Source organism: Hyphomicrobium sp. 1Nfss2.1 (genome assembly GCF_965243865.1).
Classification (GTDB): Bacteria; Pseudomonadota; Alphaproteobacteria; order Rhizobiales; family Hyphomicrobiaceae; genus Hyphomicrobium_A.
Map to the genome: position 1 here is coordinate 399,961 of NZ_OZ251603.1, position 19,614 is coordinate 419,574.

18 protein-coding genes are annotated in these 19,614 nt (G+C 63.5%); 10 read left to right on the forward strand and 8 right to left on the reverse strand.

The window, feature by feature from the left end:
* Nucleotides 1-185: 185 nt before the first annotated feature.
* From mltG to ACP15D_RS02045, 6 genes are all read left to right on the forward strand, one after another.
* On the forward strand, nucleotides 186-1,310 hold the full coding sequence (mltG, locus tag ACP15D_RS02020; protein WP_424955900.1) for an endolytic transglycosylase MltG: 1,125 nt from the start codon (nucleotides 186-188) through the stop codon (nucleotides 1,308-1,310).
* Nucleotides 1,311-1,428: 118 nt separating this feature from the next.
* Nucleotides 1,429-2,319, forward strand: a complete 891-nt coding sequence (locus ACP15D_RS02025; RefSeq protein WP_424955902.1) for a YicC/YloC family endoribonuclease — start codon at nucleotides 1,429-1,431, stop codon at nucleotides 2,317-2,319.
* A 41-nt stretch (nucleotides 2,320-2,360) separates the two neighbouring features.
* Nucleotides 2,361-3,002, forward strand: coding sequence for a guanylate kinase (gene gmk, locus ACP15D_RS02030; RefSeq protein ID WP_424955903.1), 642 nt, complete (start codon nucleotides 2,361-2,363; stop codon nucleotides 3,000-3,002).
* The gene (locus ACP15D_RS02035) at nucleotides 2,999-4,177 is read left to right on the forward strand and encodes a lipase family protein (protein WP_424955904.1); all 1,179 of its coding nucleotides are present in this window, start codon (nucleotides 2,999-3,001) and stop codon (nucleotides 4,175-4,177) included. Before gmk ends, ACP15D_RS02035 begins: the two co-directional genes overlap by 4 nt.
* A gap of 133 nt (nucleotides 4,178-4,310) precedes the next feature.
* Nucleotides 4,311-5,531: an alpha/beta fold hydrolase gene (locus ACP15D_RS02040; RefSeq protein WP_424955905.1), complete on the forward strand. Its 1,221-nt coding sequence runs from the start codon at nucleotides 4,311-4,313 to the stop codon at nucleotides 5,529-5,531.
* 63 nt (nucleotides 5,532-5,594) lie between these two features.
* On the forward strand, nucleotides 5,595-6,149 hold the full coding sequence (locus tag ACP15D_RS02045) for a YqhA family protein (RefSeq protein ID WP_424955906.1): 555 nt from the start codon (nucleotides 5,595-5,597) through the stop codon (nucleotides 6,147-6,149).
* Here ACP15D_RS02045 and rsmA read toward each other — a convergent pair.
* The 6 genes from rsmA to lptF form a co-directional block, all read right to left on the reverse strand.
* On the reverse strand, nucleotides 6,129-7,022 hold the full coding sequence (gene rsmA, locus ACP15D_RS02050; protein WP_424955907.1) for a 16S rRNA (adenine(1518)-N(6)/adenine(1519)-N(6))-dimethyltransferase RsmA: 894 nt from the start codon (nucleotides 7,020-7,022) through the stop codon (nucleotides 6,129-6,131). The two genes, ACP15D_RS02045 and rsmA, sit on opposite strands and share 21 nt — an antisense overlap.
* Nucleotides 7,019-8,059, reverse strand: a complete 1,041-nt coding sequence (gene pdxA / locus ACP15D_RS02055; protein ID WP_424955908.1) for a 4-hydroxythreonine-4-phosphate dehydrogenase PdxA — start codon at nucleotides 8,057-8,059, stop codon at nucleotides 7,019-7,021. Before pdxA ends, rsmA begins: the two co-directional genes overlap by 4 nt.
* 1 nt (nucleotide 8,060) lies before the next feature.
* Nucleotides 8,061-9,209: a SurA N-terminal domain-containing protein gene (locus ACP15D_RS02060; protein WP_424955909.1), complete on the reverse strand. Its 1,149-nt coding sequence runs from the start codon at nucleotides 9,207-9,209 to the stop codon at nucleotides 8,061-8,063.
* Between the two features lie 241 nt (nucleotides 9,210-9,450).
* A complete protein-coding gene (locus ACP15D_RS02065) occupies nucleotides 9,451-11,898 on the reverse strand; it encodes an LPS-assembly protein LptD (protein WP_424959157.1) in 2,448 nt (815 codons plus the stop codon).
* Between the two features lie 3 nt (nucleotides 11,899-11,901).
* Nucleotides 11,902-12,999, reverse strand: coding sequence for an LPS export ABC transporter permease LptG (gene lptG / locus ACP15D_RS02070; RefSeq protein ID WP_424955910.1), 1,098 nt, complete (start codon nucleotides 12,997-12,999; stop codon nucleotides 11,902-11,904).
* A 6-nt stretch (nucleotides 13,000-13,005) separates the two neighbouring features.
* Nucleotides 13,006-14,220, reverse strand: a complete 1,215-nt coding sequence (lptF, locus tag ACP15D_RS02075) for an LPS export ABC transporter permease LptF (RefSeq protein ID WP_424955911.1) — start codon at nucleotides 14,218-14,220, stop codon at nucleotides 13,006-13,008.
* A gap of 412 nt (nucleotides 14,221-14,632) precedes the next feature.
* On the opposite strand from lptF, the gene ACP15D_RS02080 reads away from it, so the two are divergent.
* The gene (locus tag ACP15D_RS02080; RefSeq protein ID WP_424955912.1) at nucleotides 14,633-16,165 is read left to right on the forward strand and encodes a leucyl aminopeptidase; all 1,533 of its coding nucleotides are present in this window, start codon (nucleotides 14,633-14,635) and stop codon (nucleotides 16,163-16,165) included.
* A gap of 123 nt (nucleotides 16,166-16,288) precedes the next feature.
* Here ACP15D_RS02080 and ACP15D_RS02085 read toward each other — a convergent pair whose 3' ends face one another.
* Nucleotides 16,289-17,098, reverse strand: coding sequence for a hypothetical protein (locus ACP15D_RS02085; protein WP_424955913.1), 810 nt, complete (start codon nucleotides 17,096-17,098; stop codon nucleotides 16,289-16,291).
* 42 nt (nucleotides 17,099-17,140) lie between these two features.
* Nucleotides 17,141-17,632 carry a hypothetical protein gene (locus ACP15D_RS02090; protein WP_424955914.1) on the reverse strand — a complete coding sequence of 164 codons (492 nt, stop codon included), beginning with the start codon at nucleotides 17,630-17,632 and terminating at the stop codon, nucleotides 17,141-17,143.
* Nucleotides 17,633-17,654: 22 nt separating this feature from the next.
* Here ACP15D_RS02090 and ACP15D_RS02095 point away from each other — a divergent pair, with 22 nt between their 5' ends.
* The 3 genes from ACP15D_RS02095 to ACP15D_RS02105 all read left to right on the forward strand — a co-directional run bounded on the left by ACP15D_RS02095 (nucleotide 17,655) and on the right by ACP15D_RS02105 (nucleotide 19,611).
* A complete protein-coding gene (locus tag ACP15D_RS02095; protein WP_424955915.1) occupies nucleotides 17,655-18,317 on the forward strand; it encodes a DUF2306 domain-containing protein in 663 nt (220 codons plus the stop codon).
* A gap of 57 nt (nucleotides 18,318-18,374) precedes the next feature.
* Nucleotides 18,375-19,184 carry a nucleoside triphosphate pyrophosphohydrolase gene (mazG, locus tag ACP15D_RS02100; protein WP_424955916.1) on the forward strand — a complete coding sequence of 270 codons (810 nt, stop codon included), beginning with the start codon at nucleotides 18,375-18,377 and terminating at the stop codon, nucleotides 19,182-19,184.
* 196 nt (nucleotides 19,185-19,380) lie between these two features.
* Complete coding sequence (locus tag ACP15D_RS02105; RefSeq protein ID WP_424955917.1) at nucleotides 19,381-19,611, forward strand: hypothetical protein; 231 nt, start codon at nucleotides 19,381-19,383, stop codon at nucleotides 19,609-19,611.
* The last annotated feature ends 3 nt before the right edge of the window (nucleotides 19,612-19,614 follow it).

A 19,614-nucleotide genomic window follows, 5' to 3' on the forward strand; every position in this document is an offset into this window, starting at 1 on the left:
CCGGTTGGGAACGGCTTCGACGGGAGCGCAGATTGAGCACTATTCCCCCTTCGCGCTACGAACCGCCGCTTCGTCGGGGAAGTATCCGCCCGCGCTCGCCTGCCGAGATGCTCGAGCCCTCGCGCCCCCCAGGGCCGCCGCGCGGAGCGCCGCCACCCAACGCGCCGAAGCGTGGTGCCGGCTTCATGCGTTTTCTATCCGGGCTCTTCACTCTGGCGCTCTTCGCCATGCTCGGCGCCGCCGCGGTGCTGGCGCTGATCTATCACCAGTATGAGCAACCCGGCCCCCTCGCGGTCACACGCGTTGTCGTCGTGCCGAAAGGCGAGGGCCGGCTTGCGATCGCCAATCGCCTTGAGAGGGAAGGCGCGATCAGCAGCAGCTGGACTTTCATCACCAACTACCTGCTGCGCACCTCGTTGGGCCGCAAGCAGATGGAGTTGAAGGCCGGCGACTACGAGATCAAGAAGAATGCCAGCATGGCCGAGATCATGGACATGCTCACGCAAGGCCGCGGCGTGCTCTCAAAGCTCACCATCCCCGAAGGCCTGACGAGCATGCAGATCGTCGAGCGTTTGCGCCAGGAGGAGGAGCTCGCCGGGGAGATCACAGATATACCCCCCGAAGGAACACTGCTGCCCGATACCTACCGCTTCTCCAAGGGCATGGATCGGCAGGAGCTGCTCGACCGCATGCAGGGCGAAATGCAGCGCTTCCTCGCCGCGGCCTGGGAACGCCGTCAGCCGAGCCTGCCCGTTGCAACGCCCGAGGAAGCCATCATCTTCGCCTCCATCGTCGAGAAGGAGACGGGGCGCGCTGACGAGCGCGGACGCGTCGCTGCGGTGTTCATGAACCGGCTGCGCAAGGGCATGCGCCTGCAGTCCGATCCGACCGTGATCTACGGCATCGTCGGCGGCCAAGGCCCGCTCGGTCGCTCCATCACTCGCACCGACCTCGACACCAAGACATCGCACAACACCTATCAGATCCCCGGCCTGCCCCCGACGCCGATCTGCAACCCGGGCCGCTCGGCGATCGAGGCAACCCTCAATCCGCCTGCCACCAAAGATCTCTACTTCGTCGCCGACGGCACTGGCGGACACACCTTCTCCGACACCTTGAAGGAGCACAACGCCGCCGTCTCGACCTGGCGCAAGGTCGAGCGCGAGCGCAAGAAGGAAACTCAGGCTGGCGGCCCGCCGTCTGCTGACGACATTCCGGTCATCAACGCTGGCGCCGCCGCCGCTCCAGCCGCAAAGACGGCGCCCGCTGCGTCGGCCGTGCCTTTACCGGTCCGCAAGCCGAAGCTCTGATCCTGAACGCTCGATTACGCGTTACTCCTGCCGGCCCGCGCCTTGTTGACCGCGCCGGCTGCGGCTAGATTTCGGCACGCGTTGGGCTTCCCGGCGCTCAGAGCCCAACGGAGCCGCAATGACGATAAGAAGCATGACGGGCTTTGCCCGCGCCGAGGGCTCGCTCAATGGCGCGAGCTGGCATTGGGAGATCCGCAGCGTCAATGGCCGCGGCCTCGATGTGCGCCTGCGCTTCCCATCCGGGCTCGAATACGTGGAACCTCGCGTACGCGAAGCCGTCGCCCGTCACGTGACGCGTGGCAGCGTCAACATCACGCTCGTTTTGGACCGGGCGGGGTCAGGCGCCGAGATCCGCCTCAACGAGACAGCTCTCGCGCAGGTCATGCAGGCGGCTGAACGTATCCGCAACCTGACCGACGCAGCTCCGCCGCGCGTCGATGGGCTCATCGCGATCAAGGGCGTTCTCGACATCATCGAGCAGCAAGACGACACCGAGCAACAGGCCGCCCGCACCGATGCGATGCTGGCCTCGCTTGAAAGCGGCCTTGCGTCACTCGTCGCGGCGCGTACCGCGGAAGGCAACAGGCTGGCATCGGTACTGGCCGAACAGCTTACCGAGATCGCGCGCCTCGTAGAGGTCGTCCGCACTTCGCCCGCGCGCACGCCGCAAGCCATTGAGGAGCGTCTCAAGGAGCAGGTCCGCCGCATCCTCGACGCTGGCGCCGGCAGCTTCGATCCCGGCCGTTTGCATCAGGAGGCGGTGCTGCTCGCAACGCGCGCCGATGTCGCCGAAGAGCTGCAGCGTCTCGATTCGCACATCGGCGCCGCGCGCGAGCTGCTGGCCGATGACGGCGCTGTCGGCCGCAAGCTCGATTTCCTTGCTCAGGAGTTCAACCGCGAAGCCAATACGCTATGCTCAAAAGCGAGCGATATCGACATTACCCGGGCTGGCTTGGCTTTGAAGCAGGTGATCGACCAGCTTCGCGAGCAAGTCCAGAACATCGAATAAACAACAAAGGGGCCGGCGCGCTCGGCGCGACGAGAATACTGATGGGAGACACGCCGACCATAAAGCGCCGCGGACTGCTGCTCGTGCTGTCTTCTCCTTCGGGAGCGGGCAAGACGACCATCGCCCGCCGTCTCATTGACGCCGATCCCGATATTTCGATGTCGGTATCCGTCACGACACGCAAGCCGCGCCCCGGCGAGGTAGACGGAAGAGACTACAACTTCATCGAGGCCGACGCGTTCAAACGCATGGCAGACGAAAACGAGCTCATCGAATGGGCCCAGGTTTTCGGCAACCTCTACGGCACGCCGCGCACTCCGGTCGAAGCTGCCATCGAGCGCGGGCAAGATGTCCTCTTCGACATCGATTGGCAGGGCGCCCAGCAGCTCTCCGAGAAAATGAAGCATGATGTCGTGCGTGTGTTCATTCTGCCGCCGTCCGCCGACTCGCTGGAGCAGCGCCTTCGCTCGCGCGCCCAAGATCCCGACGACGTCGTCCGCCGCCGCATGGATGCTGCCGCCGATGAGATCAGTCACTGGCCGGAGTACGACTACGTTATCGTCAATAGCGACCTGCCGACGTCCATGGAAGGGCTGACCGCCATCCTCGCGGCCGAGCGCCTCCGTCGCGATCGTCTCAATGGACTCACGGCGTTCGTCAGGGAAATGCAGAGCCACCTATGAAGCGTGCCCTCGCAGCCCTTCTGTACGCTGCAGTGATGGCGCTTCTCCCTGCAGGCCCAGCGCCGGCCCAGGACAAACCGGGACTGGGGGACGTGGGCAAGCGCGAGATCGCCAATGCCAAGCCCGGCACGGTCCTGCGCGTATGGCCGCAGCTCGGCGGCTCGACGGGAAACGCAAAAGCCTATCGCATCCTCTATCGCTCGACCGGGATCAATGGTGAGCCGATCGCCGTCTCCGGAGCGGTGTTCATTCCATTGACACCTCTGCCGCACGGCAAGCGCGATGTCGTCGCGTGGGCGCACCCGACGACCGGTGTCGTCGATCGCTGTGCGCCGACCCTGCTGCCTGACCTTGCGGGCACCATCGCGGGCCTGGAGGAAATGCTGCGCCAGGGATACGTCGTCGTCGCGACCGACTACGACGGCCTCGGCACAGAGGGGATGCACCCCTATCTCATCGGCGTGAGCGAAGCCCGCAGCATGCTCGATTCAGTCCGCGCCGCACGGCTGCTGCCGGATGCAAAGGCCAGCAACCGCTTCGCGGTGTGGGGACACTCGCAGGGTGGCCACGCTGCGCTGTTCACCGGGGAAGAGGCGGCCGGCTATGCGCCCGAACTGAAGCTGGTTGGCGTTGCCGCAGCAGCACCCGCGACGTACCTCGTCGATCTGTTCAAGGCAGACCGCGGCTCCATCTCGGGCAACAGCCTGACGGCTATGGCTCTCTTGTCGTGGTCGACGATCTACGGCACCCCGGCCCAGACCGCGCTCGCCTCCGGTGCACATCGCGCCTACGAAGCTGCCGCTACGAGTTGCATTCAGACCATCTCCGAGATGCTGAAGCTGGAGCAGTCGGCGCGCACCCTGCAGCGTCGTTTCCTCAAGATCGACCCCACTAAGACCGAGCCCTGGCGCGCGATCATGCTTGCGAACTCTCCGGGGCAAAAGCCTGCCGGCGCTCCCGTGTTCATTGCCCAGGGCACGGAGGATGAAACCGTGCATCCCGCGATCACGCGCCGGTTCGCCGACCACCTTTGCCGCAACGGAACACCCGTGCTCATGAAGTACCTCGTCGGCGTCAGCCATTCCTACGCCGGGTACGATGGAGCACATGACGCCATTTCTTGGATCGCGGACCGGTTCCGGGGGCTGCCTGCACCGTCACTCTGTAAGCGCTGACCCGGCGTTCACTGTGCTGTCATGCACGAAGTGCTTTTGTCATTTACCGTCCTGGCAGTTTGCCCGGCGCTCAGCCTGGAAAACAGCATACGCAGCGAGCTGTAGTGTCGCTTCTACAATCAGGGGTAATCCGGTGCAGTTCGGCATTTGCGTCCACCTCGATCGCCTGCTCGCGCTAGCGTTGGCACTCCTCTTCGCCTGGTTCTCGCCATTCGGGCTGAAGCCAGCCAGCGCGGCACCTGGGTATGCACAGCTGGATATCTCTCAGGCCGAGCTGCGCAAGGCGAAGCCGGGTCACGTGTTCCATATCCATCCGCAAATTGGCGGCGCGCCGGCCAACGCTAAGGCATTTCGCATCATCTACCGCTCGACCAACGTGAAGGGTGAGCCGGTTGCGGTGTCAGGCACGGTGATCTATCCGGCGGGCCCAGCGCCCAAGGAAGGGCGCAACATCATCGCTTGGGCCCACTACACCACGGGCGTGGCCGGCCGTTGTGCGCCGACACTGCTGCCCAATCTCTCTGGTACGATAGCCGGGTTGGAGGACATGCTGTCCCGCGGCTACGTCGTGGTCGCGACCGACTATGAAGGCCTCGGCGCGCCTGGCGTGCACGCCTATCTCGTCGGTCTCAGCGAGGCACGCTCTGTCATCGATTCCGTGCGGGCTGCACGCAATCTCAACGGCACCCACGCAACCAACCGCTTCGCCGTCTGGGGGCACTCACAAGGCGGTCACGCCGCGCTGTTCACCGGCGAGATCGCCGCATCCTACGCGCCCGAGCTGAAGCTTGTCGCACTGGCGACGGCCGCCCCGGCCACTGATCTTGTCGAGCTGTTCAAAGCGCAGAAGGGATCGATTGCGGGCGACAGTCTCACCGCCATGGCCCTGCTCTCCTGGTCGCGGACATACAACTTGCCGCTCGACAGCGTGCTTGAGGAGGGGGCAGAGGCGCGGTTCGAAAAGGTCGCCGAGAGTTGCATCCAGTCCATCTCCCAGATGCTCAAACTGTTGAAGCTGGCGCAGCCGCTGAAGAAGGCATTCCTCAAAACGGATCCGGTCCAACAACCGGCCTGGCGCGACCTGATGCAGCAGAACTCCCCCGGCGCGGTGCCGATCAAGGTGCCCGTCTTCATTGCCCAGGGCACCGGCGACACGACCGTGAAGCCCCAGATCACTTTGAACTTCGCCAAGGCCATGTGCGCGAGCGGTACGCCTGTCACATTGCGCCTTTTGAAGAACGCGTCACACAGCTACGCCGCCGAGAAGAGTGCGTACGCTGCGGTCCTCTGGCTGACCGATCGCTTCAAGGGGAGGCCGGCGCCAAACGACTGTGCGAACAAGCGAGCCGGCTGAGGGCAATTCCGTAACTGCATACGTGCTAGGGGTGCTGCCCCGAAAGCCGCGCCGGAACCGATCATGCTGCGTATCGCGTTGTCTCTACGCCTCGTGTTGCTCTCCGCTGCATTTGGAACGTTCGTTGGCGCGCTCATCATGTTCTGGCAGGGCTTGGCGCTGACGTTTGAAGCGGCCGAAGGCCTCTACCGGCATGCCGATCACAAGCTCATCACTGCTGCAGTAATGGGCGCCACAGATATCTTCCTGTTCGGCATCGTGCTCGCCATCTTCACCTACGCGATCGTCTTTGGCTTCGTCTTCAAGCTCGCGCGCCATGACCGCAAGAAGCTGCGCGCCTGGATGCGCCCCACCGGCATGCACGAATTGAAGACGACGCTGATTAGCGCCATCCTCGTCTATCTCGTCGTCGACTTCGCAACCGATTGGGCCGAGCTCGGGAATACTCTTAGCTGGCAGATGCTGGTGAAGCCTGCATCGATACTCATGCTGGCAGCAGCACTGCGCCTGTTCGCCAACGAGCCCAACACCGACGACGAAAATGGCAGCGATGCAACCCCGGTCGGCGCGCACGTCCCGGTGGCGACACCACCGCCGTCAACGGCGCCCCAGGCCTGAGCGCTCGAATACGAGCGCCATCCGGGCGAAGTCTTTCACCGTGAGATCCTCGGCGCGCAGGTTCCCCGCAATACCGGCAGCTTCGAGCAACTGCTCTGCCTCAGGCGTCAGCTGCTTCAGGCTCGCCCGCAGCATCTTGCGTCTCTGCCCGAACGCCGCTGCCGTCACCTGAGCCAGGACGCGCGGGGTGCATGGCGGGTTCGGCTCCTTGTGCGGAATGAACTCGACAACGGCCGATTCAACCTTGGGCGCCGGCGTGAAAGCTTCCCGCGGGACATTGAACACGATGCGCGGCGCGCTGCGCCATTGCGACAGCACCGACAGCCGCCCGTAGGCCTTGCTGTTCGGCGCAGCAACGATGCGTTCGGCCACCTCTTTTTGAAACATCAGCACCATACGATCGAACCACGGCGGCCATGGCTCGCTGTCGAGCCAGCCCGTCAGCAGCAGGGTGGCTACGCCATAGGGGAGGTTGGCGACGATCACTGCCTTTCCGCGCGCAGCGCCAACCAGCTTCGGCCAGTCGGCCTCGAGCGCATCGCCGAAATGCACCTCGAGCTGTCCCGGATAGCGCTGGGCAATCATCTCTAGTGGACCGCGCGCGCGCTCATCGCGCTCGACCGCAACCACGCGCTCGGCTCCCTCGAGCAGCAAAGCGCGTGTCAGCCCGCCCGGGCCTGGTCCCACCTCGACGACTGTGCGCCCGGCGAGCGAGCCAGCCGCTCTCGCTATGCGCCGCGTGAGATTGAGGTCGAGAATGAAATTCTGCCCTAGGCTCTTTTTCGCCTCGAGCCCGAATGCGCGGATCACCTCGCGCAGCGGCGGCAACCCATCTGGACTGGCGCCCGAGATCTCGCGCTCGCCCGATGTCATGGCGAGGCCGCGCGCGCTGCTGCAATCTCGGCGGCAAGCTTCAGCGCCGCGATGAGGCTGGCCGGTGAAGCACGACCCTCAGCGGCAATGTCGAAGGCCGTGCCATGGTCGGGCGACGTCCGCACGAACGGCAGCCCCAGCGTGACGTTGACGCCTTCGTCGAACGCGAGCGTCTTCAGCGGAATGAGCGCCTGGTCGTGGTACATCGCAACGACGGCGTCATAACCACGACGCGCCGCGGCGTGGAACAACGTGTCGGCCGGATGCGGCCCGGTGACAGATAGCCCTTCCGCACGCAGATCGGCGATGGCGGGAGCAATGGTTTCGATCTCCTCGCGGCCCATGGTGCCTTCCTCACCCGCGTGAGGATTGAGCCCGGTGACGGCGATGCGCGGCGCGGCAATACCGAAATCCCGTTTCAGCGCCGCATAGGTGATGCGCACTGTCTCGAAGATCAGCGAACGCGTAATGGCTTTGGGAACGCTCGCCAGAGCACAGTGCACGGTGAGCGGCACCACCCGCAGTCCGCCGCCCGCAAGCATCATCACCGGGCGATAGCTTCGACCGTAGTGGCGCTCCGCGAGCGCTGCCAGAAACTCAGTGTGCCCAGGGAACGGGAAATCCTCACCCAGCACCACGTGCTTAGCGATCGGGTTCGTGACTATCGCAGCAGCCGCTCCCTGCACTACCGCCGCCGTCGCTGCATCGATCGCACCGATGATCGCCGCCCGATTGGCCACATCGCCGACACCGGCACGCGAGGGCACCTGAAGCGGTGTATGCAACACCGGCAGCGCCGAGCCGAACGCTTCGATCGCCTCTGCGGGCGATGAGACCGCCTGGATGGCAACGTTCAGGCTGAATCGCCGCGCGCGCTCCGCCAAAGTCTCTTTGTCGCCGAACAGCACGAATGGCGCGATAGCGTAATCGTGCCGCTGCAGCCAGGCGCGAAGCGTAATCTCTGGACCAATGCCGGCGGGGTCGCCCATGCTGACGGCAAGGGGGCGACGGGTCCGCGCGTGGCTCGCTGCGCTCATATCAGCGGTACTCGATATGAGCGTCCGTACGCAGGTCCTTCAGATACTTCTTCGACATGATCTCGAACTCCTTCTGTCGGAGTTCATTCTGCGCTGTTTCGCGCTGCGCATCTGCGGCCTTGACGATCTTGCGGCCACATACGGCCCACAGCTCCACGCCGTTCTCGCCGATCGTCGCCGGCAGCAGCTCATCGTCGTGGGCGGCAAGCAGCAGGCTGCGGGTTGGCTCAGGCAGACTGCTCGGGCGGCGGTCACCGAGGTTGTCGAAGCGGGCACCGGGGACGCCGCGTGCCATCTGCTCCATGCCTTTGCAGCCGGTGAAACGGCCTCGCAGGTTCTCCGCATCGCTGAGACGCTGGGCGAGGCGTTTCTGATCCGGTGTCGGGGGCAGGTTGAGTAGCACGCGATGGATGCGCAACTCGACGTCGTCCTGTCCCTGAACCGAGGCCACCATCTTGTCGACGTCGCGGTTGGCAACAGAGATCTGGTGACCGAACTTGCGGCGGATCACATCCGTCCATGACAGCGAGGCGCGGATGCGCTCGCGCATCACAGTAATGTTCGCGCCCATCTTCGTCAGATGCTCTGCGAACTGCGCCGTGTTCATTTTGTTGCGTTCGGCCATGCCCGCCAGGATGCGTTCGACTTCGTCGTCAGCCGCAACGACGCTCAACTTCTTGGCCTCCTGCAACTTCAAGCGCTCGTCGATCAACTCATCGAGGGCTTGCTTGCGCGCGGTTGGCACGAAGTCCTTTTCGATCTGCCGCCTGATGTTGGCAACGAACTCGCCCTGCAGCTGCTTTACCCGCGACTGCTGCTCGGCCTCCGACTTCGGAGGATTGGCCTGCAGCCGCTTGATTGCGAAGGCCTTGAATTCATCGTTCATCTTCGGGGACTTGAGGCGGGCCTGCAGCTTCTGCTGCATTTCCGGAGCGCCGAGCATGGCGAGGGCCACACGCTGCTCGACCTCGTAGCCGGTGATCGGCTCGTCGTTGACGAGAGCGACAATCGACTGGATCGGCCGGTCTGCCGTCGTCTCGGCCTTTGCCACGGCAACACGCTTGTTCTGCGCTGCGCTGGAGCCCGCGGTAAAGGGCAGAGCCAGGAGGGCAGCAAAGACGAGCGCGCCAGCCGTCTGCAGCAGCCGCACGCGGGCTGCCTCCGAACGGGAGTACGAGTGCCGTTTAGGTCTGATCGTGCAGGACATCTTATATTGCGGTCTTTCGCATCCTTGGGGCCCCGGCCGCAGCAGCCCAATGAGCGTGCGTCCGGTAATATGACCTCTTATTGACGCAAACCTTGGCGCTCACGTGACGGCTGGGCAATCGCCGCCGGGTCGCCTCAATCAACGTTAAGCCGCAGCCACCGCACACCGGATCAAGCGGGCGCCGTTAGTTGGACGTGGCGCCCGATTGCTGTTCGCTGAAGTTGAAGTCCAGCGCGCTGGTCGAATAGCCGAACTCTCCGAGGTGCTTCAGCTCGAAGCGAAGCATGAGCGTCTGGCCGTCGGTCAGGTTCGGGTTGACGTAGTAGTTGTCCGTATACGTGGCGGTAAGCACGAAGCACTCGTCGGCGTAGCGGACCTGGAACATGTCTGAGGCCAGTTCGTCCGCGTCGATGTCATAGCGCATCGCAGCAGCGACGCTCCAGCGATCGGTGAGGCGCAGGCCCAAGCTTGCATAGATGTCTTCCTGAGCCGTATCGATACCATTGGTCGGATCGGTGTTCAGGTACGCATAGACTGCGTTTACCGCCAGCGGCCCGAAGCTGACCTGCCCACCCGTGTCGAGCCGCGCGAGGGCGAAATTCGACTGGTCGAAGCGCGACTGAGCGATCAGGTTGATGAAGCTCCACGGGGCGAAATAGGCGCCGAGCACGTAGTCCGAGCGATCGTTCTGCAGACCGCTGTAGGGCGTGAACACCGGGTTGCCATTTACATCGAGACCGGGGTCGGCGTAGGGGTTCGTACCCGCAAGATGATAGCTTTCGCCGGCCAGGATGCGCGCATAGCCACCAGTATTGGACTGGAAGGTATACTGCAGACCGACGTTGGCGCGTGTGCCCACCTCGATCCGGTCATAGCCGGAGAACTTCGTCATCTCGAACAGGTTCGTGTCGTCGAACACGAGGCTCTGCGCATCCTCGTTCGGCAAACCGTTCTGATCGATCGAAGCCTGGCGGGCGATGATCTGGCCGATAGGTTCGATCACGTGTGACCCGCCGGCAGTATTAGCAACCCATGGATAAGCAACCGTGACGCCGCCAGCCGCCAGGCCGCGTGCAAGTGACGTGCTGTCGAGCGGCGCCGAGATGTCGTACGGATCGACGTAGTTGCTGATCTGATAGAGGTCACCGCGCAACTGCGCGAACGGCGTGTAGGTGATGCCGATTGGATCCGTCAGGCGACGACGCCAATTCACCTCGGTAACCACGCGGTTCATCTGCTGGTTCGTGTCAGCAAACGGCGCAAAGCTCGTGGCATCCTGATTGCTGGAGAGGGCTAGCGCATTGGTCGTCCAAGACAGCTCGCCACCCAGGACCGGGTCCGCGAACACATAGTTATAGTCCAGGATCGGATAGGCGTACTGCTTGGTCTCGCTCGTTCCCGCTGTGGTGTAGCCCAGATCCGTGAACTCGTACGCCGCGAGCTGGAAGAAGTTGCGGTCCGACAAGCCGTTGAAGAAGATCTTGTTCACACGATCGGTGAGCAGGATGTTGTCGAGCTTGTAGAAACGGCGGAATTCGTCATCCGTTTCCGTCGTCACATCCCAGCCGAACTTCCACCAGCTCCCGAGGTTGAACAGGCCCTTGGTATCGAGGCTGCCGCGCCAACCGTCGTACTGCTCGCGGTTTTCGATCGACGAGGGCAGGGTGGCGTAGTCCTGATCTATGCCCGAGCCCTTGATGTAATACTGGCCGTTCTCCGTACGGTGGCGCCACTCGCCCTGCCATAGGATGCCCTGCCGCGAGCTCACCATCGGGTAGAAGGTGAAGTCATAGTTCGGCGCCAGCGCGAAATAGTAAGGAATGGTGGTCGCATAGCCGAGGTTGTCGGAGATCGACGGCTGCGGCATCAGGAAGCCCGACTTGCGCTTCACCGACGGGTCGGCGTGCTCGAAATAGGGCGTATAGAGGATCGGCACGCCGAACAGCTCGAAGCGTGCATCCTGATAGGTGATCGTCGCGGCCTGCTGATCGTGGATCACCGTTGCAGCGCTCAAGCACCACAGCGGCGGCATGCCATCGCTCGTCTTACAAGGCGTAAAGCGACCGTTCTTGAACACGGTGGTGTTGCCGGCGCGGCGCTGCGCGGATTCCGCTGCAATGCGCGTGTCGTCACTGGCGACCACGGAAAGCTGCGAGACGAAGCCATCCCGGAAGTCGTCGGTGAGCGTGTAGCGATCCGCGCGGACGATGTTTCCGTTCGGCTCCTTCAGCACCACGTTGCCGACGGCCGTCAGCGTGTTGGCCGACTGGTCGTAAACCACTTGGTCAGCAGTGAGGATGTAGTTGTTGTAATAGATCTCGACGTTGCCGCGCGCGATCACCTTGTTGCCGCCGGTGTCGTACACGAGCTCATCGCCCTGCAGGTACAGCGGCTGCGACTTATCGATGTTCCGCGAGGGCCCAACAAGGCTCTGCTTCGGAAACGAGCTTTGTCGCTGGACGCTTGGCGCCAGCGTTGAGGGGTCTTGAGCGTACGCGTCAGAGACCGGCGCTAGCGAGGCACTGAGCGCCACCGCGAGCACGGCCATACGCACCCAGCCAGCAGCCTTCCGGTGCCGGCAGGTGACGCGTGACGATCCGCAACCCTCATGCGGTGCCCGCGTTAAACGCATCACTCAGCCATCCTCCTGGTGTAACAGTACCGTAGCCGAGACCATCATCACGAGGACCACGGGCAACCAGATCGCCGCCCATGGGGACGTCAACCCAGCCACGCCGACTTGTCGGGAGACTTCTGAAAGTAGAAAGAAGCCAAACCCCCCCACCAGTCCTGTGATGACCATAGTCTGGATGCCTCCGCCGCGGAATGACCGCAACGACACAGTGGCCGCCAAAAGGACCATTGCTGCGCACAGAAGAGGCCTTGACACCAAAGTTTCATACTGGATGCGCAGGCGGCTTGCGGAAAGCTTCGCCTTTTCAGCCACTTCGATCAGGGCCGGCAGTTCCCAGAACGAAACAGAAAACATCGTTCCCAGCGCATCTGCGACGCGATCCGGTGTAAGGTATGTGGATACTAGGTAGGTATCGAACTTTTCCGGCTCCCGGCCGATGCGCACGACCCACGCTTCCGTGACCTCCCAATAGCCCTCGTGCAGGTCCGCACGCTTCCCGTCGACGCGCTCCACGAAGCGCCCATCATTGTCGAAGATGAACACTGAGACGCCATGCAGGGTCAGGCCCCGGTTGGTGGCGATGGCTGCGTTGATCACCGATTGGCCGTCGGTGCCATTCTGCCGGAGCCATGAGGCGCCCGACTTCGAGCGAAGAAGATTGGTCTCTTTGCCGAAGGCCTCGGCGTAGACGCTCTCGGCTGCGGTTCGGCCGGCGGCCGCTAGCGGATTGAACACCATGGCCGTCAGCAGCCCGACCATGAATCCCACGATGATGCCCGGCCGCAGGAACTGCCAGACCGACATGCCGCCCGCCCGCATGACGGTCAGCTCGCTTTTGCGGCTGAGCTGCAGCAGAGCCGCGATCGACCCGACGAGCACCGCAAACGCAATGAGAAATTCGGCATAAGCGGGCAGCCGCAGCAGCGCGATAAACGCCAGCGTCACCACCGAAACCTCGCCGTACTTGCCGGATTGACGCAGCAACTCTACGAAATCGATCAGGAAGATCAGCACCGAGCACAGGATAAAGACGGCAAAGATCGCCAGCAGGAACCGCTTGCCGATGTAGAAGCCCAGAGTGCGCGGTCCGAATAGCATGGCGGCTTACCTCCGCCCCGCTGCAGCGCCAGCGGCCGCTCGCCGTCCAGGCATAAAACTCATCAGCTTGCTCACGGCTTCGACAATCGGATCGAAGATGATGCCCGGGAACCGCGGAGTGGTAAGCTTCCGCCGCGCACGCTCCATCACCAGCAGCGCCCCCAGCATGGCCCCCAGCGGAAGCGCGTAAAGCAGAGGCGTTGCGGCGGCGTTGAGCACGACGACATTGTTCAGGGCAAGCCCCCCGAGGCGCAAGGAAGCAGCCAGGACGAACGCCACGGCGACCTGCTGCCCGCGGTTCTGGCGGGTCGAATGGGCTTGTCCAACTGCCGCCAGAGCAATGAGAGCAAAGGCCAGCGGATAGAGCGGGTTGGAGAAACGCTCATGCAACTCGCCCCGGAACTTGCCGGGTGCCTTGCGGAAACTCCCACTGCTCGGCTCAGGGTACAGGAGCTCGCTCAGGTAGCGCTCACGTGGCTTCAGATCCTCGATGTCGTCGTCGTCCATCTTCTTTTCGAACTGGTCGAGGTCGACCGCGTACTGCTGGAAGGCGATGATCTGCGACGGCTCGTCCTTGGGCGTGCGGCGGATGATGTGCCCGTTGCTCATCACGATGAAGTTCGACGCCTGGCGCTGCACGATCACGCTGCGCTCAGCGAGGTACGACTGGTTGAGGTCCTTGTTGCGGGTATCGTGAACGATGAGGCCCAGCAATTCGCCGCTTGGTGACCGCTCACGGATATGAAACGTCAGCCCTTCCTCCGGGCTTGAGAACGCCCCGGGCTGGATCACCTGGGTGAGAATGTTGGCGCGCACCTGCACGATGTACTCGCGCAGCATCTTCAAGCTCCACGGCATCGCTAGGTGATTGACGAATGCTACACCCAGCGCCACGAAAAAAGCCAAGAGCAGCAAGGGCCTCGCGGCCTTCCAGACGGTAGCACCGGACGCTGTGAGCACGATCAGCTCGCTGTCGCCATTTAGCCGGCTCAGCGTATGAATCGCAGCAATCAGCAGCGAGAAGGGCGCGATGATCGCCATCAGGTTCGGCAGCGCCAGGGTGGTCATCTTGATGAGCATCCACACGTCCTGACCCTGGCTGGTCACGACGTTGAGCTGGCGCAGGGCGAGTGCCACCCACACGATGCTCGACAGCGACAATAGGATGATGAGCAGCGCGGAACCGGCCTGCCGAAAGACGTACCTTTCGAAAATTCCCATGCAAGACCAAGTTGTGCTGGAAGGGGGGCTGCCACCCTGACGCCCCCGTGCCCGTCCCAATAGCGCTTCGTTCCATCCCACAGTGGCGGAAATTCGGCTTTTCCCCAGTGGCTTGACACGCTGAGCCTGGCGATCTTCCCGCAGCGTTCCGCACTCGCCTTCACCCCCAGCGGCAGCGCGCCCGAACACAAAGGGAACGTTGCTCTCACACGTGAGCGTGATGCCCCTTTAAGGGCCCCCGGCTTGCCAGCGCGGGTCCCACGATTTAGCACCAAACTTCAACGTCCGGATTTTTCCCGCTTCGCCGCACCGGCTGGGGCCTTCTGCTATCCGCGGCAGGGCCCCGTTCCTCTGACTGCGCGCGTGGTGGAAAGCCACCCAGTCCAACAAGCTTCTTTGGAGCCTCCCCATCATGACCAGCCGCCCTGAAATCGTGTTTGAGCCGCTTTCCGCCGACCTCGAGCCGACCGTCTTGCTCATCGCTGGTGACGACGTCGCCCTAGCGTCTCGCGCGCGTGAGCTCGATCAGAAGTCGGGCGGGGCGCTCACAAAGGCGGCGGAAGCAGCTCATTACAAGGGCCGCAAGAAGTCCACGATCGAAGTGCTGGCGCCGCCGCGCCTGGGAAACGCCAACCGCGTCATTCTCTTGGGCTCCGGCAAGGGAAGCGATTTCAAGGAAAATGACTGGGTGCTGCTCGGTGGCTCGGCCTCCGGAGCCATCAGCGCCCGCAAGACCAAGACCGCGAGCATCATCGCCGAGGCGCCTGAAACAGGCGGCATCAAGCCCGCCCAGCTCGCAGCCCTGATCGCTTTTGGCGCCGCACTGCGCCACTACGAATTCCGCAAGTACCTCACCAAGCCCGCCAAATCCGACGACGAGACGGCCGAGCCGGATGGCCTCAAGAAGCTGGTCATCCACTGCGCCGATCCCGACAAGGCCCGGGCCGCCTATGTGCGCTACGCCGCGCTCGCCGACGGAATCGTCACCGCCCGCGATCTCGTCAACGAGCCCGCCAATGCCCTCGGGCCGGTTGAATTTGCAGATCGGGTCAAGGCGCTGGAGGAAGTCGGCCTCGAGGTCGAGATCCTGGACGAGATGCAACTCGCCGACCTGAAGATGGGCGCACTGCTTGCCGTGGCCCAGGGCAGCGTACGCCCCGCGCGCGTTGCCATTATGCAGTGGAACGGCGCCAAGTCGAAGCGCGGCAAGCCTGTTGTCCTCGTCGGAAAGGGCGTCGTCTTCGACACTGGCGGCATCTCGATCAAGCCTGCCGCCGGCATGGAGGACATGAAGGGCGACATGGGTGGCGCCGCCGCCGTGGTCGGCACCATGCAGGCCCTCGCCGAGCGCAAGGCCAACGCCAACGTCATCGGCATCATCGGCCTCGTTGAGAACATGCCGTCCGGCACTGCGACGCGCCCCGGTGACATCGTCCGCGCCCACTCCGGACAGACGGTCGAGGTGCTCAACACTGACGCCGAAGGCCGCTTGGTCCTCGCCGACCTCATCTCCTACGTGCAGGAGCGCTTCAAGCCGCGCCTCATCATCGACCTCGCGACGCTCACGGGCGCCATCATGGTCGCCCTCGGCAAAGAGTACGCCGGCATCTTCGCGAACGACGACCGCCTCGCCACCGACCTGCTCGACGCCTCGGCCGCGACAGGGGAGAAGCTCTGGCGCATGCCGCTCGACAAGGCCTACGACAAGATGCTCGAATCCAAGAACGCCGACATCAAGAACATCGGCGGCCGGTATGCCGGCTCGTGCACGGCGGCAGCGTTCATCAAGTACTTCGTCAAGGATACCCCCTGGGCGCACATTGACCTCGCGGGTACGGCCATGGACGCGCCCAAGTCTGAGATCAGCCCGAGCTGGGGCGCCGGCTGGGGCGTGCGCTTGCTCGATCGGTTCATCGCCGACAACTACGAGAAGGGCGACAAGTAGGCCCTCAAGGGCCTGATTGACCGGCGGATTAACACCTTGATAAACCGCCGGTCACAACCTAACATTTTCCATAATATATATTATGCGAATGACGGATGGGCAGACGCTTGCTCGCGCCAAGAGCTAGAGCAGCGTCTCCTCCGCGCGCCGGACGGCCTGCGAGATCATCGCCGCATAGACCGCGCTGACGAACCCCGACAGCACGTTGACGCTCAGCACCACGGCGATGACGCGCGCGGCGCCCTCGTCGACCACCTGGCTCAGCATCGTCACCACGAAGTGGTCGAACGCCTGCTTAACCTGGAACAGGATCTCGCTCACCTGTTCGATCGACGGACGCTCGGGCAACTCGAAGATGATCTTCCAGCCGATGTCGCTCACCGACGATTGCGGCATCAGGCCAGTGACTGCCAGCAGCGTCATCCCGATCGAAAACAAGAGGCCCAACAGCGGCGCCAGCCGGAAGTAGCCCCAGCGCATCGGCAACGCCTCCGACTTGATCGACAGGTAGCGTAGCAAGGCAGCGCCCGCGTAAACGCAAATGCCGAACACCACGGTGACGAGGAACAGCCTGTCGGTGTTGGTCCCCGAGAACGTGAACAGCGCCGCAAACCCAGCGACGATCCCTTTGAACGCTGCTTCGACGAAGCCGACAATGCCAGTGAACAACCCAGCCGTCCGCGCCAGCCCCCCGAAATAGAACGGCAGCTCGTAGCGCAGCCGCGCGACCTCCAGCTTGAGGCCAAATAAGAAAGCTAGCCCCGCCGTCACAGCGGCAAAGATGAAGGGGTGGTAGAAAGCCAGCGCGGCCACCGCAATCACGGCTGCCAGCTCTCCAGCCATGATGATGGCGTTCGCCAGAATGCGGAAAATGACCATGTCGCCCCACGTCGCCGGCATCGGCCGACCGACTTCGTCTCGTGCCCGCGCCATCGTAGTCCGGAGCTGCAGGCCGAAACAACACTGGCGTCACGGTTAGCGCAGTGACGACACCGTCTGCGGGGCGTGGCACAGCGCATCCTGCAAGCGCACCAGCTGCGCCTCGTACGGGAACGACCGACGGTAGGCACGGAACTGGCCGCCGGTATCGCCAGTGATCTGCAGTTTCAGCGGCTTGCCCGGCCCCTCGTCGGCGTCAGGCTCGAAGATGGAAACCTGCACCACGTACGGCTCGGTTTTGGGCGCCAGCTGGAGCGAGCCCTCGAACACGATGTAGTCGCTATCGGGCTCCGTCTTGCCGGCCCCGATCTTGAGAGCCGTCGCGCCGCAAGAGTTGTCGGCGGCGACCGTGATCCCGCACCACCCTTCGCCGCAACGGACGATGTCGAGCGTAAGTGCGCCTTCCTGTTCTTGCTGCGCCCAGCTCTTGCCCTGCCACCGCCCGGCGATGCTCGCCGGACTGACCGCCGCCGCGAGCGGTGCCGCCGCTGCCAGAACACAAAGACCGCTCAATATCACTTTCAACATCTGAAGCCTCGTAACGTGCGCAATGTCCAACGACGCCACAACAGCACTTCTGCCCGGCGGCATTAAGTCGGGATTACGTCTCCTTGCCGCGCGCGCTCCGGGCCTTGCGGTCATTTGCGGCGTGTTGCTGCTCGCACTGCCGACAGGCCTCGTCGCCATGTCTCAGGGGATTGGCGCGATCCCGCTGCCCTACAATCTGTTCCTCGTCGATGAGCGCCTCCCCGGCATATTCAAGCTGCACATGCTGGCTTCGGGGGCGGCTCTGCTGCTCATACCTGCCGTCATCGCCCTGCGCCGAACCCGCGCCTGGCACCGCCCGCTCGGATATGCAGCTGCGGCTCTAGTGCTGCTCGGCGCCATCACCTCGCTGCCGGTCGCATATTACAGCCACTCGGTCCTCGCCGCGCGCTTGGGCTTCCTCGCCCAGGGCATCGTCTGGCTAGCACTCATCGCGCTCGGCATCGCCGCCATACGGCGTCGACGTTACGGCGATCACGCGCGCCTCATGCTGATGATGGCGGCCGTCGCATCCGGCGCGCTCTGGGTCCGGCTGACCACCACCGTGGCGACCGGCTACGACCTGCCGTTTGATCCGGTTTACGGCTGCGCCGCCTGGCTCGGCTGGCTCGTCCCGCTTGCCGTAGTGACGCTGCTACCGACACCCTGGGTCCCCGCGAGCCGCTGACAATCGCCGCACCGCTGGCACTCGAAGTTGTTTGCGGCATCCATTAGGCTGCCGCGCATGAAGCCATCCAAAGACATCTCCCGCCTCATCGAGATCATGGCAGCGTTGCGCGATCCCGAAACCGGCTGCCCCTGGGATCAGAAGCAGGACTTCGCGTCCATCGCGCCCTACACGATCGAGGAAGCCTACGAGGTGGCCGACGCCATCCAGCGCGCAGATCTTCCTCACCTCAAGGACGAGCTCGGCGATCTGCTGCTGCAGGTCGTCTACCATTCGCGCATGGCCGAGGAGCAGGACGCATTCGCCTTCGGTGACGTCGTTGAAGCGGTGACGTCGAAGATGATCCGCCGGCATCCACACGTCTTCGGCACACCCGAAGAGCGCGCCGCCGGCGCAGCGCCCGGCTTCTGGGACAAGGTCAAAGCCGCCGAGAAAGGCAACGACGCTCACCGCGGCGTTCTCGCGGACGTTCCCATCGGACTGCCGGCCCTGACGCGCGCCATAAAGTTGCAGAACAAAGCCGCCAAGGTCGGATTCGATTGGCCCTCCTTGGAGCCGGTATTCGCCAAGCTCGAGGAGGAGATCGGCGAATTGCGCGCCGAGATCGACAAGCATGGCGGCAGACCCGCAACTGATGACCCGGCGGTCGTCGAAGAATTCGGCGATCTGCTGTTTGTCGTCGCCAACGTCGCGCGGCACCTGAAGATCGATCCTGAAACCGCGCTGCGCGCTGCCAACGACAAGTTCACACGCCGCTTCGCCTACATCGAGCAGCAGCTCGAACAACGCGGCTCATCTCCCGCGCACTCGAACCTCCAAGAGATGGACGCGCTGTGGGACGAAGCCAAAGCGAAAGAAAAAAGCTAGCGCCAACAAGGCCAGCGCCAGGGTCCGCACAGAACCAACCCGCCGCACCACAGGTCAGCGTTCTGTATCAATATGTTGCAAGACCGTGATGCGCGTTTGAATTCATCCAGCGTTCAGCTACACGGCGCTTTCTAATCGCGTGTGCGCGGCACCAACGGGCGGCGCACGTATCAATTGTCAAACGGGAGCATCCCCCATGTCTCGAGCACTCTTGCTTGCTGGTGCAGCATGCGCGTTGTCGGCCGCTGCACTCATGGCGCCGGCTTCGGCGAACCCTGTCGGCCACATCGGCAGCACCGATCCGATCGCTCAGTCCGTCGTAGTCAAGACGGCCCCGGGCCGCTGCTGGCGCTGGAACGCGATCTGCCGCGATCGCTGGGGCTTCGGCTGGAAGTATCGCCGCTGCATGCGCTACCACGCCTGCTGAGCA